Origin of the sequence: Desnuesiella massiliensis (genome assembly GCF_001403615.1) — a bacterium.
Lineage (GTDB): Bacteria > Bacillota > Clostridia > Clostridiales > Clostridiaceae > Desnuesiella > Desnuesiella massiliensis.
Genome location: NZ_LN879452.1, coordinates 82983 through 100763 on the forward strand (window position 1 = coordinate 82983; position 17781 = coordinate 100763).

Sequence of the window (17781 nt, forward strand, 5' to 3'; positions counted from 1 at the left end):
GCATGATAGATAGAGTAATATGGATGGTACTAGATAGCGCGGGTATAGGTGAATTACCGGATGCAGCTGAATATGGAGATGAAGGAAGTAACACTATAGGGAACATAGCTAAGGCTGTGGGTGGACTAAATCTACCTAATATGGAGAAATTAGGGTTAGGACATATAGATGGTGTAGAGGAAATTAAGAAAAGCTCATTGATTGACGGATGTTATGGAAGATTTGCAGAGCTTTCAAAGGGGAAAGATACTACTACTGGTCACTGGGAGATGTCAGGTATAGTTTTAGAACAGGCTTTTCCAACTTACCCTAAAGGATTTCCACAGGATGTAATTAAAGCCTATGAAGAATTAATCGGAACTAAAGTGATAGGAAATAAGCCAGCTTCCGGTACAGCTATATTAGATGAACTTGGAGAAGAACATATGGAAACTGGTTATCCTATAGTCTATACTTCAGCGGATAGTGTTTTTCAGATAGCTGCTCATGAGGAAATTATACCTCTAGAAAAATTATATGAAATATGTGAAAAGGCTAGAGAGCTTTTAAAGGGAGAACATGCTGTAGCTAGAGTGATTGCCAGACCGTTCCTGGGTAGTTTAGGAAGCTTTACAAGAACTCCTAATAGAAGAGACTTTTCATTAATGCCTATATATGAAACAGTATTAGATAAGCTAAAGGAAAAAGCTATAAATGTAATGGCAGTAGGTAAAATTGAAGATATATTCTGTGGCCAAGGTATAACAGAGGCAGTTCATACAAAAGATAACATGGATGGAGTTGATAAAACTCTAGAATATATAAAAAGCGATAAAAAAGGACTTATCTTTACTAATCTTGTAGATTTTGACATGAAGTGGGGACATCGAAATGATTATAAAGCTTATGGAGAAGGGTTAGAAGCTTTTGATAAAAGATTAGGTGAGATACTAGAGCAAATGAAGGATAGTGACATACTTTTCATAACTGCAGACCATGGATGTGACCCAACTACTCCAAGTACAGACCATTCAAGAGAATATGTTCCATTTTTAGCCTATGGAAGCAGCTTAAAGAAAAATGTAAATTTAGGAACAAGAAAAACTTTTGCAGACATGGGTCAGACTATAGCAGAAATATTTGAGCTAGAGCCAATAAGAAACGGTGAAAGCTTCTTAGAAGAGATAATAGGTTAATAGAAAGAAAGGCAGGGATTTTATAATGGAATTGCAAGAAAAAATAAAAAAGGCTACGGAATTTATTTTAAGTAAAACAACAAAAAAGCCGCAAATAGGTATAATTCTTGGATCCGGTCTAGGAGATATAGCAGATCAAATAGAAAATGCAGAATACTACTCATATAATGATATCCCAGGATTCCCTGTTTCAACAGTGGAAGGACATAAAGGCCGTCTAGTTATAGGAACCCTAGAGGGAAAGACAGTATTAGCAATGCAAGGAAGATTTCACTATTATGAAGGATATTCTATGCAAGAAGTTACCTTCCCTGTTAGAGTAATGAAGCTTTTGGGAGTAGAGATTTTAATAGTAACAAATGCTGCGGGAGCAGTTAATACTTCCTATACACCAGGAGATTTAATGCTTATAAAAGATCATATTAATATGGCTGGTAACAATCCTCTAATGGGAAGAAATCTTGAAGAGTTTGGACCAAGATTCCCAGATATGTCAGACGCATATAATAAAGAATTAAGAAATAAGGTAAAGACCATAGCAAGCAATTTAAATATTCATATTCAAGAAGGCTGTTATGTAGCTATGAGCGGTCCTTATTATGAAACTCCAGCAGAAATCCGTATGATTCGTACTCTTGGAGGAGATGCTGTAGGAATGTCTACAGTACCAGAGGTAATTGTAGCATCACATTGCTCTATGAAAGTAATTGGAATCTCTTGCATGACAAATATGGCAGCTGGTATATTAGAACAACCTTTAAACCATGAAGAAGTAATAGAAACCTCTGCAAGAGTAAAAGAAAAATTCATAACCTTGGTAAAGAACATTATTAAAGAGATATAGAGGTGCTTACTATGAGAATGTATGATTTAATAATGAAAAAAAGAAATGGTAGTGAATTAACCACTGAGGAAATAAATTTTTTCGTTGATGGATATACTAAGGGTACCATTCCAGATTATCAAGTATCTGCCCTAATGATGGCAATATATTTCCAGAAAATGAATAAGAGAGAAACAGCGGATCTAACCATGGCCATGGTTAACAGTGGAAATACTATTGATTTATCAGCTATAGAAGGTATTAAGGTTGATAAACATAGCACCGGAGGTGTCGGGGATACTACTACATTAATACTTGCCCCCATAGTTGCAGCTGCTGGTATTCCTGTAGCAAAAATGTCTGGAAGAGGTTTAGGCCATACTGGAGGAACCTTAGATAAATTAGAGTCTTTTGAAGGATTTTCGGTAGAAATGCCTATTGAAAAATTTATTGAAGACGTTAATACAAGAAAAATAGCTATAGCAGGTCAATCAGGAGATTTAGCTCCCGCAGATAAAAAGCTATATGCCTTAAGAGACGTAACTGCTACTGTAGATAATATGTCTTTAATAGCTAGCAGCATTATGAGCAAGAAAATAGCATCTGGAGCAGATGCCATTGTGCTTGATGTTAAAACTGGAAGCGGAGCTTTTATGAAGGAAGAGGATAAATCCTTTGAGTTAGCTCAAGAAATGGTAGACATAGGAAACTCTGTAGGTAGGAATACTATAGGTGTAGTAACAGATATGGATCAGCCATTAGGATTTGCGGTAGGAAACATTCTTGAGGTTAAAGAAGCTATAGATACTTTAAAAGGACAGGGTCCAGAGGATTTAACAGAGCTTTGTTATACATTAGGTTCTTACATGATAATGCTAGCAGGAAAGGCTAAATCTGCAGAAGAAGCTAGAGAAGTTCTTAAACATATTATTGAAAGTGGAAGTGGATTAAATAAGTTAAAAGAGCTTGTAGAAATACAAGGTGGAAATCCTGAAGTTGTAGATAATCCAGAACTATTTAAAAAAGCTCCTATAGTAGAAGAAGTTTTAGCTCCTAAAGATGGTTATGTAAAGTCTATAAAAGCTGATGATATAGGTCTTGCAGCTCTTGTATTAGGAGCAGGACGTGAAACCAAGGAAAGTGAAATTGATTTAGCTGTAGGTGTGGTATTGCGTAAAAAGATTGGTGATTATGTAAAAGCTGGAGAATCCATTGCAACTATTCATGCTAATGATATGGATAAGAAAAAGTCTTCAGAAGAAATAATTTTAAAAGCTTATGGTTTTAGTGATGAAGAGATTAAAGCACCTAAATTAATTAAAGGAATTGTGACAAAAGAAGGTATTAAAAAATTCTAATAATAAAAATACTAGGGGGTATTTAAAATGAATAAAAAAAGATTAATAGCTACTATAGCTTCAGTAGCCTTAGTAGCTACAATATTTACAGGATGTACTAAAAAAGAAACACCAGAAACAGGTAAACCAGCTGCTACAGCAAAGTTAAAAGTTGGTTTAGTTACCGACCAAGGTGGAGTTAATGATGCTTCCTTTAACCAATCAGCTAATGAAGGAATTAAGAAAGCAGTTACAGATTTAGGAATTCAACAAATAAACTCAATAGAGTCAAAAACTCAAGACGTTTATGAGCCAAACTTAAAGACTATGGCTACTACAGCGGACTTAGTTGTAGGTTGTGGATTCATGATGGAAACAAGTATGAAGAATGTTTCAGCTCAAACTCCAGACAAGAAATTCTTAATAGTAGATGGCGTTGTTCCTAATAAAAATACATTATCTGTACTATTTAAAGAGCATGAAGGTTCTTTCTTAGCAGGAGTTATTGCTGGTAAGATGACTAAAACTAATAAGATTGGTTTCGTAGGCGGAAAAGAAGGAGAAGTTATAAACAGATTTGAATCTGGTTTTGTAGCTGGAGTTATGTCTGTTAATCCAGAAGCAGGAAAGCTTTTAATGCCAAAGGATGCTAAAACACCAGGAGTAAATGCTAAATATGTAGACTCTTTTGATGACTCAGGAAAAGGTTATGAAGCAGCAAAGGCTTTATACAACAGCGGAGTTGATATAATATATCATGCAGCTGGCGGAGCAGGACTTGGAGTATTCAAGGCAGCAAAAGACATGAACAAATTTGCTATAGGTGTTGACTCAGACCAAGCAGCTACTGAAAACGGAAAAGCTTACAAAGACCAAATCCTTTTCTCTATGGAAAAGAAGGTTGGAGTTGCTGTTTATGATGTTATAAAAGGATTAAAAGACGGAAAATTTGAAGGTGGAGCAACTAAAAACCTTGGAGTTAAAGAAGGCGCTGTTGGTATAGCACCAACTATTCACTCATCTGTAGATAAAGCATTTATAGATTTAAGCAAAAAAGCTGAGACTGACATAAAAGATGGTAAGATAGTAGTTCCAGGAACTCGTGATGAATTATTAAAATTTAAAGCACCTGAATTAAAATAATTTAGATTTAAGACTAATATGTAGAATCAACCTTTGAAATATTTCTGTGGGAAAACATCCATAAACCAAGGATTTTTCCCACAAAAAATCATATATAATATCTAGTCTTTTTAAACAAATGTGAGGAGGATACAGATGGGAAAGGTTGTAGAAATGAAGGGAATAAAAAAGATTTTCCCTGGCGTTATAGCTAATGATGATGTAAACTTCGATCTAGAAGAAGGAGAAATACACGTACTACTAGGTGAAAATGGAGCAGGAAAAACTACATTAATGAATATTTTATACGGATTGTATCAGCAAGAGGCTGGAGATATTTTCGTTCATGGACAAAAGGCCATGATAAAGAACCCAAAAGAAGCTATAAAATTAGGAATAGGAATGGTGCATCAGCACTTTATGCTTGTGCATAATTTTTCAGTAGCTCAAAATATGATTCTTGGACAAGAACCTAAAAAAGGTATGAATCTTGACATAGGTAAAGCTATAAAGGATACAGAAGAGCTTTCAAAAAAGTACGGTTTTAATATAGACGCTAAAGCTATAATAGAAGATATGACAGTAGGACAACAGCAAAAGGTTGAGATATTAAAAGCTCTATATAGAGGAGCAGATATATTAATATTGGATGAGCCTACTGCAGTATTAACTCCTCAAGAGATTGATGAATTAGGAGTAATCCTAAGAAACCTAGTTAAAGAAGGAAAATCTATAATTCTAATAACTCATAAATTAAAAGAAGTTATGAAAATGAGTGATAGAGTAACCATTATAAGAAGAGGTAAGGTTATAGATATAGTTAAAACTAAAGAAACCAATATAGATGAATTAGCAGAGATGATGGTAGGTAGAAAAGTTAATCTTAAAGTAGAGAAGAAACCTACAGAGCTAGGAAAAGCTATGTTAACCATAGAAAATTTACAGGTATTAGATCACCGTAAACTGCCAGCGGTAAAGGGAGTAAGTTTAGAGGTGAAGGCTGGAGAGATATTAGCTATAGCGGGAGTAGATGGTAATGGTCAAACAGAGCTGGTAGAAGCTATAGCAGGTCTTAGAAAACCAATAGGTGGAAAAATAGAACTTAATGGTCATGATATAACAGGAAGAACTCCTAGAGAGGCCATAGAGTCAGGACTAGGACATATTCCAGAGGATAGACATAAGAGAGGACTAGTATTAAAGTACTCCTTAGCAGAAAATGCAATCCTTGGCTATCACTATAAAGCTCCTTTTGCTAAAGGTATAATGATGAACTATGGTGAAGTTAAGGAATATGCTAAAAAGCTAATAAAAAGCTATGACGTAAGAACTCCTAATGAAGAAGTAGCTGCATCTGCATTATCTGGAGGAAATCAGCAAAAGATGATAATAGCAAGGGAAATAGAAAAGAATCCAGAGCTTATTATAGCAGCTCAACCTACAAGAGGGCTTGACGTTGGAGCTATAGAGTATATCCATAGAAGATTAGTAGAAGAAAGAGATAATAATAGAGCAGTGCTTCTAGTTTCTCTAGAGCTAGATGAAGTTTTATCTTTAGCAGATAGAATAGCTGTAATATATGATGGACAAATAGTTGATGTATTAGATGCTAAGGATGCTACAGAGCAAAAGCTTGGAATACTAATGGCTGGTGGAAAGTTGAAAAAAGAGACGCAGGGAGGAAATACCAATGAGTAAAGCAAAAGCCATGGATAAAAAGTATATAAATACTATAAAAGAATTTTCTATGTCCATATTATCAATTGTAGTAGCACTTTTTATATCCATATTCTTTGTTATGTGGGCATTAGATAGTGGATTTATCTCTTCTGCTGAAACACTTTTCTCTTCCATATGGCAAGGAAGTTTTGGCAGCAGCAGACAATTAATAGAAACCTTTGTATTTGCAACTCCTCTTATATTTACAGGATTAGCTCATGCCGTAGCCTTTAAAACAGGATTGTTTAATATAGGGGTAGAAGGACAGTTTATAATAGGAATGCTTTCCGCTGAATTATTAGGACTTATACCAGGAATACCAAAACCATTGCATATAATTATAATAATGGCAGGTGGAACCCTTGGAGGAGCCTTATGGGCAGCAATACCAGGATATTTAAAAGCTAAACTAGGTACTAACGAAGTTGTTAACACCATAATGATGAACTTTATTGCTATGAGTTTATCAAACTACTTTACTATGGGACCCTTCCACAAACCAAGTTCAGCTAGTACTTATCCAATACAAGAAAGCGCAATGCTTACAAGATTTTTAGGAGAGACCAATAGACTTAATACAGGAATATTTGTAGCAATAATATTAGTTATATTAGTTTATATATTACTTTGGAAAACCACTATAGGATATGAGATTCGTGCAGTAGGTATAAACCCAAGTGCAGCAGAATATGGCGGAATAGACATAAAGAAAAACATAATTTTAGCCATGGCTATATCAGGAGCTATAGCAGGTCTTGGTGGAGCTATTCATATAGCAGGAGTTCAACATCAAAACATGCAGTTATTTGGATTCCCTAACTACGGAATGGATGGAATATCTGTAGCCTTAGTGGCAAAGAGCAATCCAATTGGAGTAATATTCTCAGCTATATTATTTGGAGCATTAAACCTAAGCTCAGGAACCTTGATGCTTTTCGGAATACCAAAAACTATATCCTACATCATTCAAGGTATAGTAATACTATTTATAGCAGCAGGATATATATTTAAGCTAATTGGAGAAAAAAGAAAAAAGGAGGCTACAGTAAATGAGTAGTTCAGTATTGATTTTAGGATTAGTCACAGCTACATTAAGACTAGCAACTCCTCTTATATTTGCATCCTTAGGTGGAGTTTTCTCTGAAAAATCTGGAGTTGTTAACATAGCCTTAGAAGGTATAATGATTGCAGGAGCTTTCTTTGCAGTATTAGGATCTCATGTAACTGGAAACCCATGGATGGGTGTGATATTTGCTATGGCTGGAGGAGCAGCTTTCGCAGCCCTTCACGCATACTTGAGTATACACCTACAAGCGGATCAAGTAGTATCAGGGGTAGCTATCAATGTATTCTCAGCAGCTTTTATAAGCTACCTAGTATTCAAGGTTTTTGGAACACCTTCACAAACAAATACAGTAACAGCATTACCTTATCCAGTAGAATTCTTTAGCAAGATACCGGTAATAGGAAAATTCTTAGCAGAGTTAAACTGGTTTGTATGGATAGCCCTAATATTGGTATTTGTATCTCACTATTTACTATATAAAACACCATTAGGCTTAAGAATAAGAGCTGTAGGAGAACATCCAAAGGCAGCAGATACCTTAGGAATAAGCGTATATGGTATAAGATATTTATCTGTAATAATATCAGGAGTTTTAGGTGGACTAGGTGGAGCTACTCTATCCATAGGTATAATGAATCTTTATAGAGAAAACATGGTAAGTGGTAGAGGTTTTATAGCCCTAGCAGCTATGATCTTCGGTAACTGGAAGCCTAAGAATGCAATGCTTGCATGTATGCTATTTGGATTTGCAGAATCCTTACAGCTATATGCAAAGGGCTTTGGCTGGAGAATACCAGGAGAGTTCTATGAAGCATTCCCTTATCTTTTAACAATGCTTGTACTTGCAGGTTTTGTTGGAAAAACTCAAGCACCAGCAGCAGATGGTGTACCATATAGAAAAGGCGAAAGATAAAAAAGCGAAGGCTTAATTAATGCACAATTCACAATGCACAATGCACAATTGAGGATGCTTTTCTTAGCGAAGCTAAGAAAAAGCTGTAATTTAAATTATTTTTTCTAAGAGAAAAAATAGTTACCTTAATTGTGAATTGTGAACTGTGTATTGTGAATTGACAAAACCTTCGCATTTTTAGACCCAAAAATACAGAAATTAGTTGAAGGATGATATGTATGAGTTTAATATTTGTAGGTATTAGTAGTGGTATAATTGCAGCAATATGGGCAGCAGGAAGCATGACTCTAAAGCTTGGAACCTTTGCAGGCTTTTTAGCTTGGTCTACCTATTTTGCAGCAGGCAGAGGAAAAAAAGCCTTAAAAATAGGATTAATAACTAATTTAAGTGGTATATTGTGGGGATTTCTTGAGGTGCAAATGAGCATATTAATAGCACCATATATTGGAGATATACCAGCTATAGCTATTGCAACTGGGTTAGGCTCGGCTCTAATATGCTTAAAAGCTAAGATTCCAGTATTCTCCTTCATACCAGGAACCTTCATAGGATGTTCTGCATATTTTGCAGCAGGGCAAGATTTAAAAGTAGCTATGATTTCTATGATATGTGGATCTTTACTAGGATATGCTTCAGACAGGTTTGCTGATGTTTTATCAAAGATCACTATAGTAGATAAAAAGAAATATATTAATATAGAAAATAAATCTCTATAACTCTTAGAAGCGATGCAGTTGAATAAAAAATAACCTGATAAAAAGTACATCAGGTTATTTTTTACATCATACCAGATTTAAGTATGGATATAAGCAGCCATAAGCCCATGATTCCAGCAGCAAAGAATCCAAAAACTCCTATGATAGATAATCCATAGACCCTAGGTCCTATATCTGAATTTAAAATAAGAGAAGAGCCTATAATAAGGGAAGATACTACTAGTCCAAATACCATTCTATTTACCATCTTGTTAAGGGAAATAAGGGGCTTATCTAAATTTTTGTGCTCTAATTGCACCTTAGCCCTTCCGCTTAATATACTATCAGCTAACTCAACCATTTTACTTGGTAATTTGTAAGCATTTTTCCCCCAAGTATAAGATTTTAATAAGGCATCTTGTAAATTAAAGTCTAAATCCATTTTATTATTTGCTTGTACAAAAGGTATGGCAATATCGATTATCTTTATGCCAGGATTTAATTTTGTTATAACTCCTTCTATGATTACGAAGCTTCTAATTACTAAGGTTAAATCCTTGGGAAACTGTATATTATTGCGTTTAGCCGTTTCAAAAACCTCTTGAAGCATAAGAGAAATCTTTAGATTTTCTAAAGATGTATATAGATAGTTAGCAAAAAGATAATCAATATCTTCATAGAGCTGATTTCTATCTATATAGCCTTTTTTAATTCCTATGGACATAAATACCCCAATGAGTTTGTTGATATCCTGAGAAGCCACAGCTATCAATGCATCGTTTAAAGCATCTCTTATACCCTTTGTTAGATTTCCCATGATACCAAAGTCAATAAAACATATTTTACCGTCCCTTATTAGAATATTCCCAGGATGAGGATCACCGTGAAAAAAACCATCATTAAAAACTTGTTTTAAAAAGCCAAGAGTAAGCTTTTTAGATAGGTCCTCTAAATCATAGGAGCCTTCTTCAAGTTTGTTAAGATTATCTATCTTAAAGCCCTCTATTCTTTCGAGGACTATAACCTTAGCACTGCTTAATTCATCAACAATATAAGGAGCATATAAAAAGGCCACTTCCTTATTTATCTCACTAAATTTATTTATATTCTTTGCCTCATTTTTAAAATCCAATTCAAGCTTAGTGGAAAAGGCTATTTCATTTAAAGCTTCAATAGGATCTATAAGGGCACCATCAAACCTCGCTTTGGTGAGCTTTGCAATTTTATATAGTATGGATATATCTAAGTGCATCTTTTGAGCTATATCTGGTCTTTGAACTTTAACAATGACCTTCCTGCCATCTTTTAAAACTGCTTTATGCACCTGAGCAATAGAAGCAGATGCTAGAGGCTTTTTATCGAAGTAAAGAAAGCTTTCTTCGATTTCTCTGTTAAATTCCCCTGAAAATACTTTATTTATGCTTTCAAAGGATTCAGGAATTACATTATCTTGCAGCTTAGTCAACTCAAATATATACTCTTGAGGAAGAATATCTGGTCTAGTACTTAGGATTTGACCTATTTTTACGAAGGTTGGCCCTAGTTCCTCAAAGGCTTTTCTAAGATTTTGAGGAAAGGTTTCTTGCTTTTTAATTTTACTATCTATCAAAAAACCAAAACCGTAATAAGCAAGTACCTTTACAATTTCTCTAAATCTTTGAGAAGAGTTTTTATACATATATTACCTCTTTCCTTATGAATAGTTTAAAAGCCCTAAATAGGGCTTTGGTGGTATAGTTATTGAGCTTCATTAGAAGCTAGTTTTTCTTCTAATATAGTAATTCTTTGCTTTAATTCTTCTACGTCTTCTTTTGTAGCTAAGTTCATCTCTACTAATAGTGCTTTTATATCATTCTTTGATAAGGGCATTACCTTTTCAGATAGTTTTTCCCCAGTATCCTTAAGGTTTCTCTTTAGTTCTTGGGTTAACTCCTTACCCTCATCCATAGTAAGTTTACCTTTTTCAACCATTTCATCTATTACAACTGATGCTTTTTCATAAGTGTAAGCCACAGAACCAATACCAGCTAAAAATATTTTTTTTAGTTCATCCATCATAAAATATCCCTCCAAAAATCTTTTCTATATAGCATTTACATTCTATGACTAAATTATACTACAATGAGACAATATATAAAGTAAATAATGTGAATATTTACATAAAATTTCTCTGTATACGTTTTCTTTATGTGTTCACTTAACCTGATTTTTATGTTATTATTGATGTAATGCATCTTCAAAAGAGTACCCAGCGTACTGTATATTTGGCTAGTTATTTTTTGCAGATGCCTAACAATTCGTTTATAGAAAGGGAATTTATATGGCTGGAAGTTTAATAAAGATCAAGGGGATTATTGATAAATTAAGTACTGCAGAAAGAAAAATAGCTACCTATATTTTAGCCCACCCCACAGAAATATCCAAACTGTCCATTGGAGAGTTGGCCCAAAAGAGCGGAGCTAGCGAAGCCACTGTAGTGAGATTTTGCAGAATACTTGATTATGATGGTTATAAGGATTTTAAAATAGATATAACTAGAGACATTGCTTACATGGAAAAAGATACTGCTCACGAAAAGTACTCAGATATAGAGCTTGGAGATAACATAGAGGCCATTATAAGAAATGTGAGCTATAACAACAGGAAAGCTATAGAAAACACTTTAGAAATCTTATCAATTCCTCAGATAGAAAAAGCTATAGAAGTTTTAGATAGAGCTGAAAGAATTGAATTTTATGGAGTTGGGGCTTCATACATAATAGCCTTAGATGCTTTCCAAAAGTTTTGCAGGATAAATAAAATAGTTAATGCTCATTCAGATAGTCATATGCAGGTAATGTCAGCTACCAATCTTAAGAAGGGGGATGTGGCTGTAGCCATATCTTATTCTGGAGAGACTAAGGAAACTTATGATGCAATAAAGATTGCTAAGGGGTCAAAAGCTACTACTATAAGCATAACTAAGTATGGTCAAAGCTCTATAAGCGATTTATGTGACATAAATCTATTTGTAGCATCACCAGAAATAGCGGTAAGAAGTGGTGCTATGTCTTCAAGAATAGCTCAATTAAACATAATAGACATCCTTTTTGCAGGGGTAGCAAGCAAGAATTTTGACGATATACAAAGATATTTAGAAAGTACTAGAGAGGTAGTTAAGCTTAAAAAGTTAAAATAAGAGCTCTTAAGAAAAATAACCAATATCCCTATATAAAGCGGTCAGGGATATTGGTTATTTTAATTTTATAAAGATTTAGTTGCTTCTTTTAACCATTGAGCTTCCTCTTTATTTAGGAAAGGAGACAGCTTTTCATAAACTTGTTTATGATATTCATTTAACCATTGAATTTCTTCAGGGCTTAAAAGCTCTATAACTATACCTTCTAAATCAATAGGACAGAAGGATATGGTTTCAAAGCTTAAGAATTCTCCAAATTCAGTAGTTTCATTTTCTGCTACAAGAAGAGTGTTCTCAATTCTTATACCATGTTTTCCTTCTTTATATATTCCAGGCTCATTGGTGATGATCATGCCTTTTTCTAATGTAAAGGTATTAGTAACTTGATGGAATCTTTGAGGTTCCTCATGGACAGTGGAGAAGAATCCCACTCCATGACCAGTACCGCATTTATAGTCCAATCCTAAATCCCAAAGAGGTTTTCTTGCTATAATATCTAAGTTAGAGCCCGTAGCTCCATATAAGAATTTTAATCTTGAAAGACTTATCATGGCTTTTAGAACTAGAGTAAAGTCTCTCTTTTCCTCCTCAGTTAATGCTCCTAAAGCAATAGTTCTTGTAATGTCAGTGGTTCCATTTAAATATTGTCCGCCAGAATCTACAAGAAAATATCCCTGATTTTTTAAGCTATAGGTAATTTCAGGAGTGGCTTTATAATGCATCATGGCAGCATGATCTTTATAACCAGCTATAGTATCAAAGCTAGTACCTACAAAGAGTTCTCTTTCTTTCCTATAGTTTAGTAGTTTATTTTCTGCATCTATTTCAGTTAAGGAAGAACCTTTTTTAACCTCTTCCTTTATCCATTTAATAAACCTAACCATGGCTACGGAATCATTAATATGACATTTTCTTAAATTCTCTATTTCAACTTCATTTTTTATTGCTTTTATAAGAGTGGTTAAGTTCTTTTCTTCTACTTTTTCTATTTCTTTGTGTAGTGAGTTAAACAAGCTTGCATTTAGTTTATTAGGATCATATATTGACTTATTATCCTTATGAAGCTTACTTAAGAATTCATTTATAGATTCATAGCTGCAAAGATTAATTTTATCCTTCATTAGAATCTCAGATATTTCATTGCTAACTTTATATAGATCTATAAATAGCCAAGCTTCTTCAAGACCCACTATAGCATAGGAAGTAACAAAAGGATTATTCTTTACATCGCAGCCTCTAATATTAAATAACCATGCTATATCATCTAAAGAGGCTATTATATAATAATCTACTTCTTTTTCTTTCATTATTTCCCTAACTTCGCTTAGCTTTTGTACTCTAGACTTACCAGCATATATAACCTCATGAATAAAGATAGGATCCTTAGGTATAGCAGGTCTGTCAGCCCACAAATCTTTAATTAAATCTATAAAATTTAGGTTTATATTTTTTAATTTGAATTTTTGCTCCATCTCTTTTAGTGTAGAAATAGATATAACTCTTCCATCAAAGCCTACAGTAGCCCCTTTATTTAGAACCTTTTTTAACCAATCTATATGACTAGGAGTAGAAGGTAAACCCATTTTGAATAATTTAATGCCTGTATTCTCTAATTGTTTTTCTGCTTGGATATAGTATCTTCCATCAGTCCAAAGACCAGCTTCTTCTTTAGTAACTACTAAAGTTCCTGCGGAACCAGTAAAGCCAGATAACCATTGTCTACTTTTCCAATGCTCTGCTACATATTCACTCTGGTGAGCATCTGCACTTGGAATTATATAGGCATCCAGGTTATTCTTAGCCATGAGCTTTCTTAGCGCTTCTATTTTTTCACGAATTTCCAAATTAATTCCCCCTTGCTTTTTATTTATATATAGATATAGGAAACAACTGCAACAAATTTTAACACTTATTGCAGTTGTCTTATTAATTTTATATTACGTCAGCTTTAATATCTTCTCTTAATTGATCTACAGAAGGATTTTTCTTTTTGTTTTTAATAAAGTCCTCAGCTATTTGAGGGAAAAGTATATAGGAAAGTACATCCTCATCGCTGCTTGTTAAATCCTTTAGCTCCTCTTTAGTTTTTTCAAAGATAGGCTCTAAATTATCAGCGAATCTTCCTTCAATTGGAGTTTCTTCTCCCAAAGCTTTCTTAGATAATTCAGCGTTAATTTCGCCAGGAGCCTTACCATATTCACCCTTACAGTAAGCTTTTACCTCTTTCAATATCATTTTATATCTTTCACCAGTAAGTATATTTACAGTAGCTTGAGTTCCTACCATTTGACTCATAGGAGTTACTAGTGGAGGATAACCTAAATCTTCTCTAACTCTTGGCACCTCATTCAATACTTCATCCAGCTTATCTATAGCATTTTGAGCCTTTAGCTGAGATATCATGTTTGAAAGCATACCACCAGGAATTTGATAGGTTAAAGCTTCTGGCTGTGGAGTGAGCACTTTAGCATCTAATTCCCCGGTTTTAATAAAATGATCTCTTACAGGTTTAAAGAAATCATTGATTCTTTTTAATGAATCTGCCTTAAGCCCAGTGTCAAAGCCAGCACTCTGTAAAGCAAAATGAAGACTTTCTGTTGGAGGCTGAGCTGTACCGCTAGAAAAAGCAGAGATAGAGCAATCTATACCATCTACCCCAGCTTCAGCTGCTTTTAAGTAAGCCATTTCTGCCAAACCATTAGTAGAATGAGAGTGAAGATAAACAGGAATATTAGTAGCCTCTTTAATGTTTTTTACTATATCGTAAGCAGTTTGAGGCATTATAAGCCCAGCCATGTCTTTTAGACATATAGAATCAGCTCCCATATTTTCTAGCTGTTTTGCAAGCTTTGTATAGCTCTCAATATCATGTATAGGACTCACTGTATAAACTATGGTACCTTGAGCGTGAGCTCCTTGCTTTTTCGTTTCATCCATAGCTACTTCTATATTTCTAAAGTCATTTAAAGCGTCAAATATTCTTAGTATATCCATACCATGATATACTGACATCTTTATAAAATTACGAACAACATCATCAGGATAATGCTTGTAGCCTAATATATTTTGGCCTCTTAAAAGCATTTGTAGTGGTGTGTTTTTAGCAACCATTTTAATTTTTCTTAATCTTTCCCATGGATCTTCATTAAGATATCGTATACAAGAGTCGAAGGTTGCTCCACCCCAGCATTCTAATGAATGATATCCTGCATTGTCTAATTCATGTAGTATAGGAGCAAATTGATCAAAAGATAGTCTGGTAGCTATAAGAGATTGATTGGCATCTCTTAACACTGTTTCAGTCATATGTATTTTTTTCATAAATATCACCTCTAGAAAAAGATTTTACAATCTTATATTTCATTTTACCATAAAAAAGAATAAAAATCTGCAATAATTCAATTATTTTTCAGAAAAAAAGAACTATTACAGATTTAGTTAGACTCAATTATTTTAATATATTATCATCTATCTCTAAGGTTAAAGCTTTTATAGATATTTGAACCTCATATATAGATAAGGCTAAGGAAGTCATTAAAAATATTAAACTTAATCCAAAGCTGGCCTCGCCTAAAAATAGTTTTCTTCTAAATATAGAAAACATACTCAAAACACATAAAAAGAAAGCACTTACTCCAAAAATCTGCATATTTCTTATGATTTTTATCCTCTTTCTTAAGTTTATAATCTGAGCTAATATTATAGGATCATGTTTTTCTTTATACTTTTCGTTTAAATCTCTAATTAAAGCTGCTAAAGCTAAAAATCTATTGGTATAAGCAAGAAGCAATAAAGATATAGCGGGAAAAAGTAAAGCAGGTGTTGTTAAAGTTAACTCCATAACCGTCTCTCCTTTTGTTAATAGATATTATTAATAAATAGTACTTAATATATTATATAACAGAATGATATCCATTAAAATATTTCATTGCTAATACGTATTTTAAGCAAAGTTTTCAGGCTTATCTGCGTATATCTCTACAATACCGCATTTTGGGCACACATAAAAGCTAATAGAGCTGCCTTTGTTATCTAATAATTTGCTTGATTTTTCAGCTATTTTTATAGAAGCACCAAAGCTCATTATTTTTGCAGGCTTCATTTTTAAATTGCATTTAGTACATGTTTTTTCCATAATATTCTCCTTTTTATCATGATGTTAATATATACTATGGCTAAAGAGACAGTATTACATATTTAATTTTTTATTTTGGACTTATTGTTTTACAGAGATAAGCCTTATACGCAAAGAATACTTAAATTTACTTACTGTATTATAAAAATAGATTTTTACCAGCTCTATAAAGGTTCATTGTTGATACGCTTAGTGGATTAATAGTTCCATATCTTCACAGGAAGCATCTCCTATGTTATAGTAATAGTGAGATTATAAAATTTGTATGAGAAATCAATATCTTACAGCTATTAAAGATAACGATTTCAAATTATATTTTATCTGGGGGGTACTAAAAATGATTTCAAATGATATGATTAAACTTGGAAAAAAGCGCTCTATTATACGTGACATCTTTGAATACGGAAAAATTAGAACAAAAGAAATAGGTGCAGAAAATGTATTTGATTTTAGCATAGGAAATCCTAGCATTCCAGCACCGGATTGCGTGAAACAAGCAATTTTGAACTTGATAGAAAAAGAAGATTCTGTGTTAATACACAGTTATACTTCTGCTCAAGGAGATCTTAATGTTAGAAAGACCATTGCAGATTTTATTAATAATAAATTTACTACAAATTTGTGTGCCGACAACATATATATGACCGTTGGAGCAGCAGCTTCTCTTACTATATCTCTAAAAGCACTGGCAGTTCCAGAAGATGAATTTATTATCTTCACTCCGTTTTTTCCTGAATATCGTGTTTTTATTGAAAGTGTTGGTGGAAAGGTTGTTGTAGTTCCTTCTAATGATGGAGATTTCCAAATTGATATAAGGAAATTTAGCCAAGCAATAACACCTAAAACTAAAGCTGTTATTATTAATTCCCCTAATAATCCTTCTGGAGTGATTATGTCTGAGGAAAGTATTAAGTCACTTTGTAAGGTGCTTAAAGAAAAATCAGAGGAATATGGTCATCCTATCTACTTGATTTCAGATGAGCCTTACCGTGAATTAGTATATGATGATATTGAAGTTCCATACCTAACTAAATACTATGAAAACACATTAGTTTGTTATTCCTTTAGTAAATCTCTTTCCTTACCAGGAGAGAGAATAGGTTATATTGTAGTATCTAATGAAATGGAGGAGTCAAAAGATGTATATGCTGCAGTATGCGGTGCAGCAAGGTCAATGGGATATGTATGTGCTCCAAGCTTATTTCAACGAGTTATTGCAGAGTGTATTGGAAAAACTTCTGATATTTCTATTTACAAGAAAAATAGGGATTTGCTTTATGATGGATTAACTAAATTAGGTTTCCAATGTGTAAGACCTGACGGTGCTTTTTATCTATTTGTTAAATCCATGGAGCCGGATGCTACTGCTTTCTGCGAAAAAGCAAAGAAATATGAACTATTACTAGTTCCTGCTGATGATTTTGGATGTCCAGGCTACGTAAGGATTTCTTATTGTGTTAAGCCTGAACAGATAATTAATGCTATGCCGGCTTTTGAAAAACTTTCTAAAGAGTATAAATAACAAGTAGTTAATATATAGGAGGATGTGAAAAACATAGGTGTTCTTTTTCACGGGACGCTCGTGGAGTTCCACGAGCGGTGGAGGGAAACCTATAGA

16 protein-coding genes are annotated in these 17781 nt (G+C 33.7%); 10 read left to right on the forward strand and 6 right to left on the reverse strand.

From position 1 onward, the window contains the following. Positions 1 to 2: 2 nt before the first annotated feature. The 8 genes from BN2665_RS02040 (at position 3) to BN2665_RS02075 (ending at position 8871) form a co-directional block, all read left to right on the forward strand. The gene (locus BN2665_RS02040; protein WP_055665451.1) at positions 3 to 1175 is read left to right on the forward strand and encodes a phosphopentomutase; all 1173 of its coding nucleotides are present in this window, start codon (positions 3 to 5) and stop codon (positions 1173 to 1175) included. A gap of 25 nt (positions 1176 to 1200) precedes the next feature. Then, on the forward strand, positions 1201 to 2019 hold the full coding sequence (locus tag BN2665_RS02045) for a purine-nucleoside phosphorylase (protein WP_055665452.1): 819 nt from the start codon (positions 1201 to 1203) through the stop codon (positions 2017 to 2019). A gap of 11 nt (positions 2020 to 2030) precedes the next feature. After that, positions 2031 to 3356: a pyrimidine-nucleoside phosphorylase gene (locus BN2665_RS02050; RefSeq protein ID WP_055665453.1), complete on the forward strand. Its 1326-nt coding sequence runs from the start codon at positions 2031 to 2033 to the stop codon at positions 3354 to 3356. A gap of 27 nt (positions 3357 to 3383) precedes the next feature. Further along, entirely contained in the window at positions 3384 to 4478 is a 1095-nt protein-coding gene (locus tag BN2665_RS02055; protein ID WP_055665454.1) for a BMP family lipoprotein, read from the forward strand. A 135-nt stretch (positions 4479 to 4613) separates the two neighbouring features. After that, complete coding sequence (locus BN2665_RS02060) at positions 4614 to 6155, forward strand: ABC transporter ATP-binding protein (RefSeq protein ID WP_055665455.1); 1542 nt, start codon at positions 4614 to 4616, stop codon at positions 6153 to 6155. Then, positions 6148 to 7233, forward strand: a complete 1086-nt coding sequence (locus tag BN2665_RS02065; RefSeq protein WP_055665456.1) for an ABC transporter permease — start codon at positions 6148 to 6150, stop codon at positions 7231 to 7233. Before BN2665_RS02060 ends, BN2665_RS02065 begins: the two co-directional genes overlap by 8 nt. Continuing rightward, positions 7226 to 8155 carry an ABC transporter permease gene (locus BN2665_RS02070; protein WP_055665457.1) on the forward strand — a complete coding sequence of 310 codons (930 nt, stop codon included), beginning with the start codon at positions 7226 to 7228 and terminating at the stop codon, positions 8153 to 8155. Before BN2665_RS02065 ends, BN2665_RS02070 begins: the two co-directional genes overlap by 8 nt. A 218-nt stretch (positions 8156 to 8373) precedes the next feature. After that, the gene (locus BN2665_RS02075; protein WP_055665458.1) at positions 8374 to 8871 is read left to right on the forward strand and encodes a DUF1097 domain-containing protein; all 498 of its coding nucleotides are present in this window, start codon (positions 8374 to 8376) and stop codon (positions 8869 to 8871) included. A 61-nt stretch (positions 8872 to 8932) separates the two neighbouring features. Here BN2665_RS02075 and BN2665_RS02080 read toward each other — a convergent pair whose 3' ends face one another. Further along, a complete protein-coding gene (locus BN2665_RS02080) occupies positions 8933 to 10528 on the reverse strand; it encodes an ABC1 kinase family protein (RefSeq protein WP_055665459.1) in 1596 nt (531 codons plus the stop codon). A 59-nt stretch (positions 10529 to 10587) separates the two neighbouring features. After that, positions 10588 to 10908, reverse strand: a complete 321-nt coding sequence (locus tag BN2665_RS02085; RefSeq protein ID WP_055665460.1) for a phasin family protein — start codon at positions 10906 to 10908, stop codon at positions 10588 to 10590. A 262-nt stretch (positions 10909 to 11170) separates the two neighbouring features. On the opposite strand from BN2665_RS02085, the gene BN2665_RS02090 reads away from it, so the two are divergent. Then, entirely contained in the window at positions 11171 to 12028 is an 858-nt protein-coding gene (locus BN2665_RS02090) for a MurR/RpiR family transcriptional regulator (protein WP_055665461.1), read from the forward strand. Positions 12029 to 12093: 65 nt separating this feature from the next. Here BN2665_RS02090 and BN2665_RS02095 read toward each other — a convergent pair whose 3' ends face one another. From BN2665_RS02095 to BN2665_RS02110, 4 genes are all read right to left on the reverse strand, one after another. After that, on the reverse strand, positions 12094 to 13872 hold the full coding sequence (locus tag BN2665_RS02095; protein ID WP_055665462.1) for an aminopeptidase P family protein: 1779 nt from the start codon (positions 13870 to 13872) through the stop codon (positions 12094 to 12096). Positions 13873 to 13960: 88 nt separating this feature from the next. Then, positions 13961 to 15349 carry a pyruvate carboxylase subunit B gene (locus BN2665_RS02100; RefSeq protein ID WP_055665463.1) on the reverse strand — a complete coding sequence of 463 codons (1389 nt, stop codon included), beginning with the start codon at positions 15347 to 15349 and terminating at the stop codon, positions 13961 to 13963. Positions 15350 to 15476: 127 nt separating this feature from the next. Next, a complete protein-coding gene (locus BN2665_RS02105) occupies positions 15477 to 15869 on the reverse strand; it encodes a DUF2721 domain-containing protein (protein WP_055665464.1) in 393 nt (130 codons plus the stop codon). Positions 15870 to 15971: 102 nt separating this feature from the next. Further along, a complete protein-coding gene (locus tag BN2665_RS02110; protein WP_055665465.1) occupies positions 15972 to 16163 on the reverse strand; it encodes a hypothetical protein in 192 nt (63 codons plus the stop codon). A gap of 337 nt (positions 16164 to 16500) precedes the next feature. Between BN2665_RS02110 and BN2665_RS02115 the strand changes: the two genes are divergently transcribed. Then, positions 16501 to 17685, forward strand: a complete 1185-nt coding sequence (locus tag BN2665_RS02115; protein WP_055665466.1) for a pyridoxal phosphate-dependent aminotransferase — start codon at positions 16501 to 16503, stop codon at positions 17683 to 17685. Positions 17686 to 17781 lie beyond the last annotated feature (96 nt).

Coding starts and splice junctions, on each gene's coding strand:
- BN2665_RS02100 (WP_055665463.1), bottom strand. CDS start 15,349: ATGAAAAAAATACATATGACTGAAACAGTGTTAAGAGATGCCAATCAA.
- BN2665_RS02045 (WP_055665452.1), top strand. CDS start 1,201: ATGGAATTGCAAGAAAAAATAAAAAAGGCTACGGAATTTATTTTAAGT.
- BN2665_RS02090 (WP_055665461.1), top strand. CDS start 11,171: ATGGCTGGAAGTTTAATAAAGATCAAGGGGATTATTGATAAATTAAGT.
- BN2665_RS02065 (WP_055665456.1), top strand. CDS start 6,148: ATGAGTAAAGCAAAAGCCATGGATAAAAAGTATATAAATACTATAAAA.
- BN2665_RS02055 (WP_055665454.1), top strand. CDS start 3,384: ATGAATAAAAAAAGATTAATAGCTACTATAGCTTCAGTAGCCTTAGTA.
- BN2665_RS02040 (WP_055665451.1), top strand. CDS start 3: ATGATAGATAGAGTAATATGGATGGTACTAGATAGCGCGGGTATAGGT.
- BN2665_RS02050 (WP_055665453.1), top strand. CDS start 2,031: ATGAGAATGTATGATTTAATAATGAAAAAAAGAAATGGTAGTGAATTA.
- BN2665_RS02075 (WP_055665458.1), top strand. CDS start 8,374: ATGAGTTTAATATTTGTAGGTATTAGTAGTGGTATAATTGCAGCAATA.
- BN2665_RS02070 (WP_055665457.1), top strand. CDS start 7,226: ATGAGTAGTTCAGTATTGATTTTAGGATTAGTCACAGCTACATTAAGA.
- BN2665_RS02085 (WP_055665460.1), bottom strand. CDS start 10,908: ATGATGGATGAACTAAAAAAAATATTTTTAGCTGGTATTGGTTCTGTG.
- BN2665_RS02080 (WP_055665459.1), bottom strand. CDS start 10,528: ATGTATAAAAACTCTTCTCAAAGATTTAGAGAAATTGTAAAGGTACTT.
- BN2665_RS02115 (WP_055665466.1), top strand. CDS start 16,501: ATGATTTCAAATGATATGATTAAACTTGGAAAAAAGCGCTCTATTATA.
- BN2665_RS02105 (WP_055665464.1), bottom strand. CDS start 15,869: ATGGAGTTAACTTTAACAACACCTGCTTTACTTTTTCCCGCTATATCT.
- BN2665_RS02060 (WP_055665455.1), top strand. CDS start 4,614: ATGGGAAAGGTTGTAGAAATGAAGGGAATAAAAAAGATTTTCCCTGGC.
- BN2665_RS02110 (WP_055665465.1), bottom strand. CDS start 16,163: ATGGAAAAAACATGTACTAAATGCAATTTAAAAATGAAGCCTGCAAAA.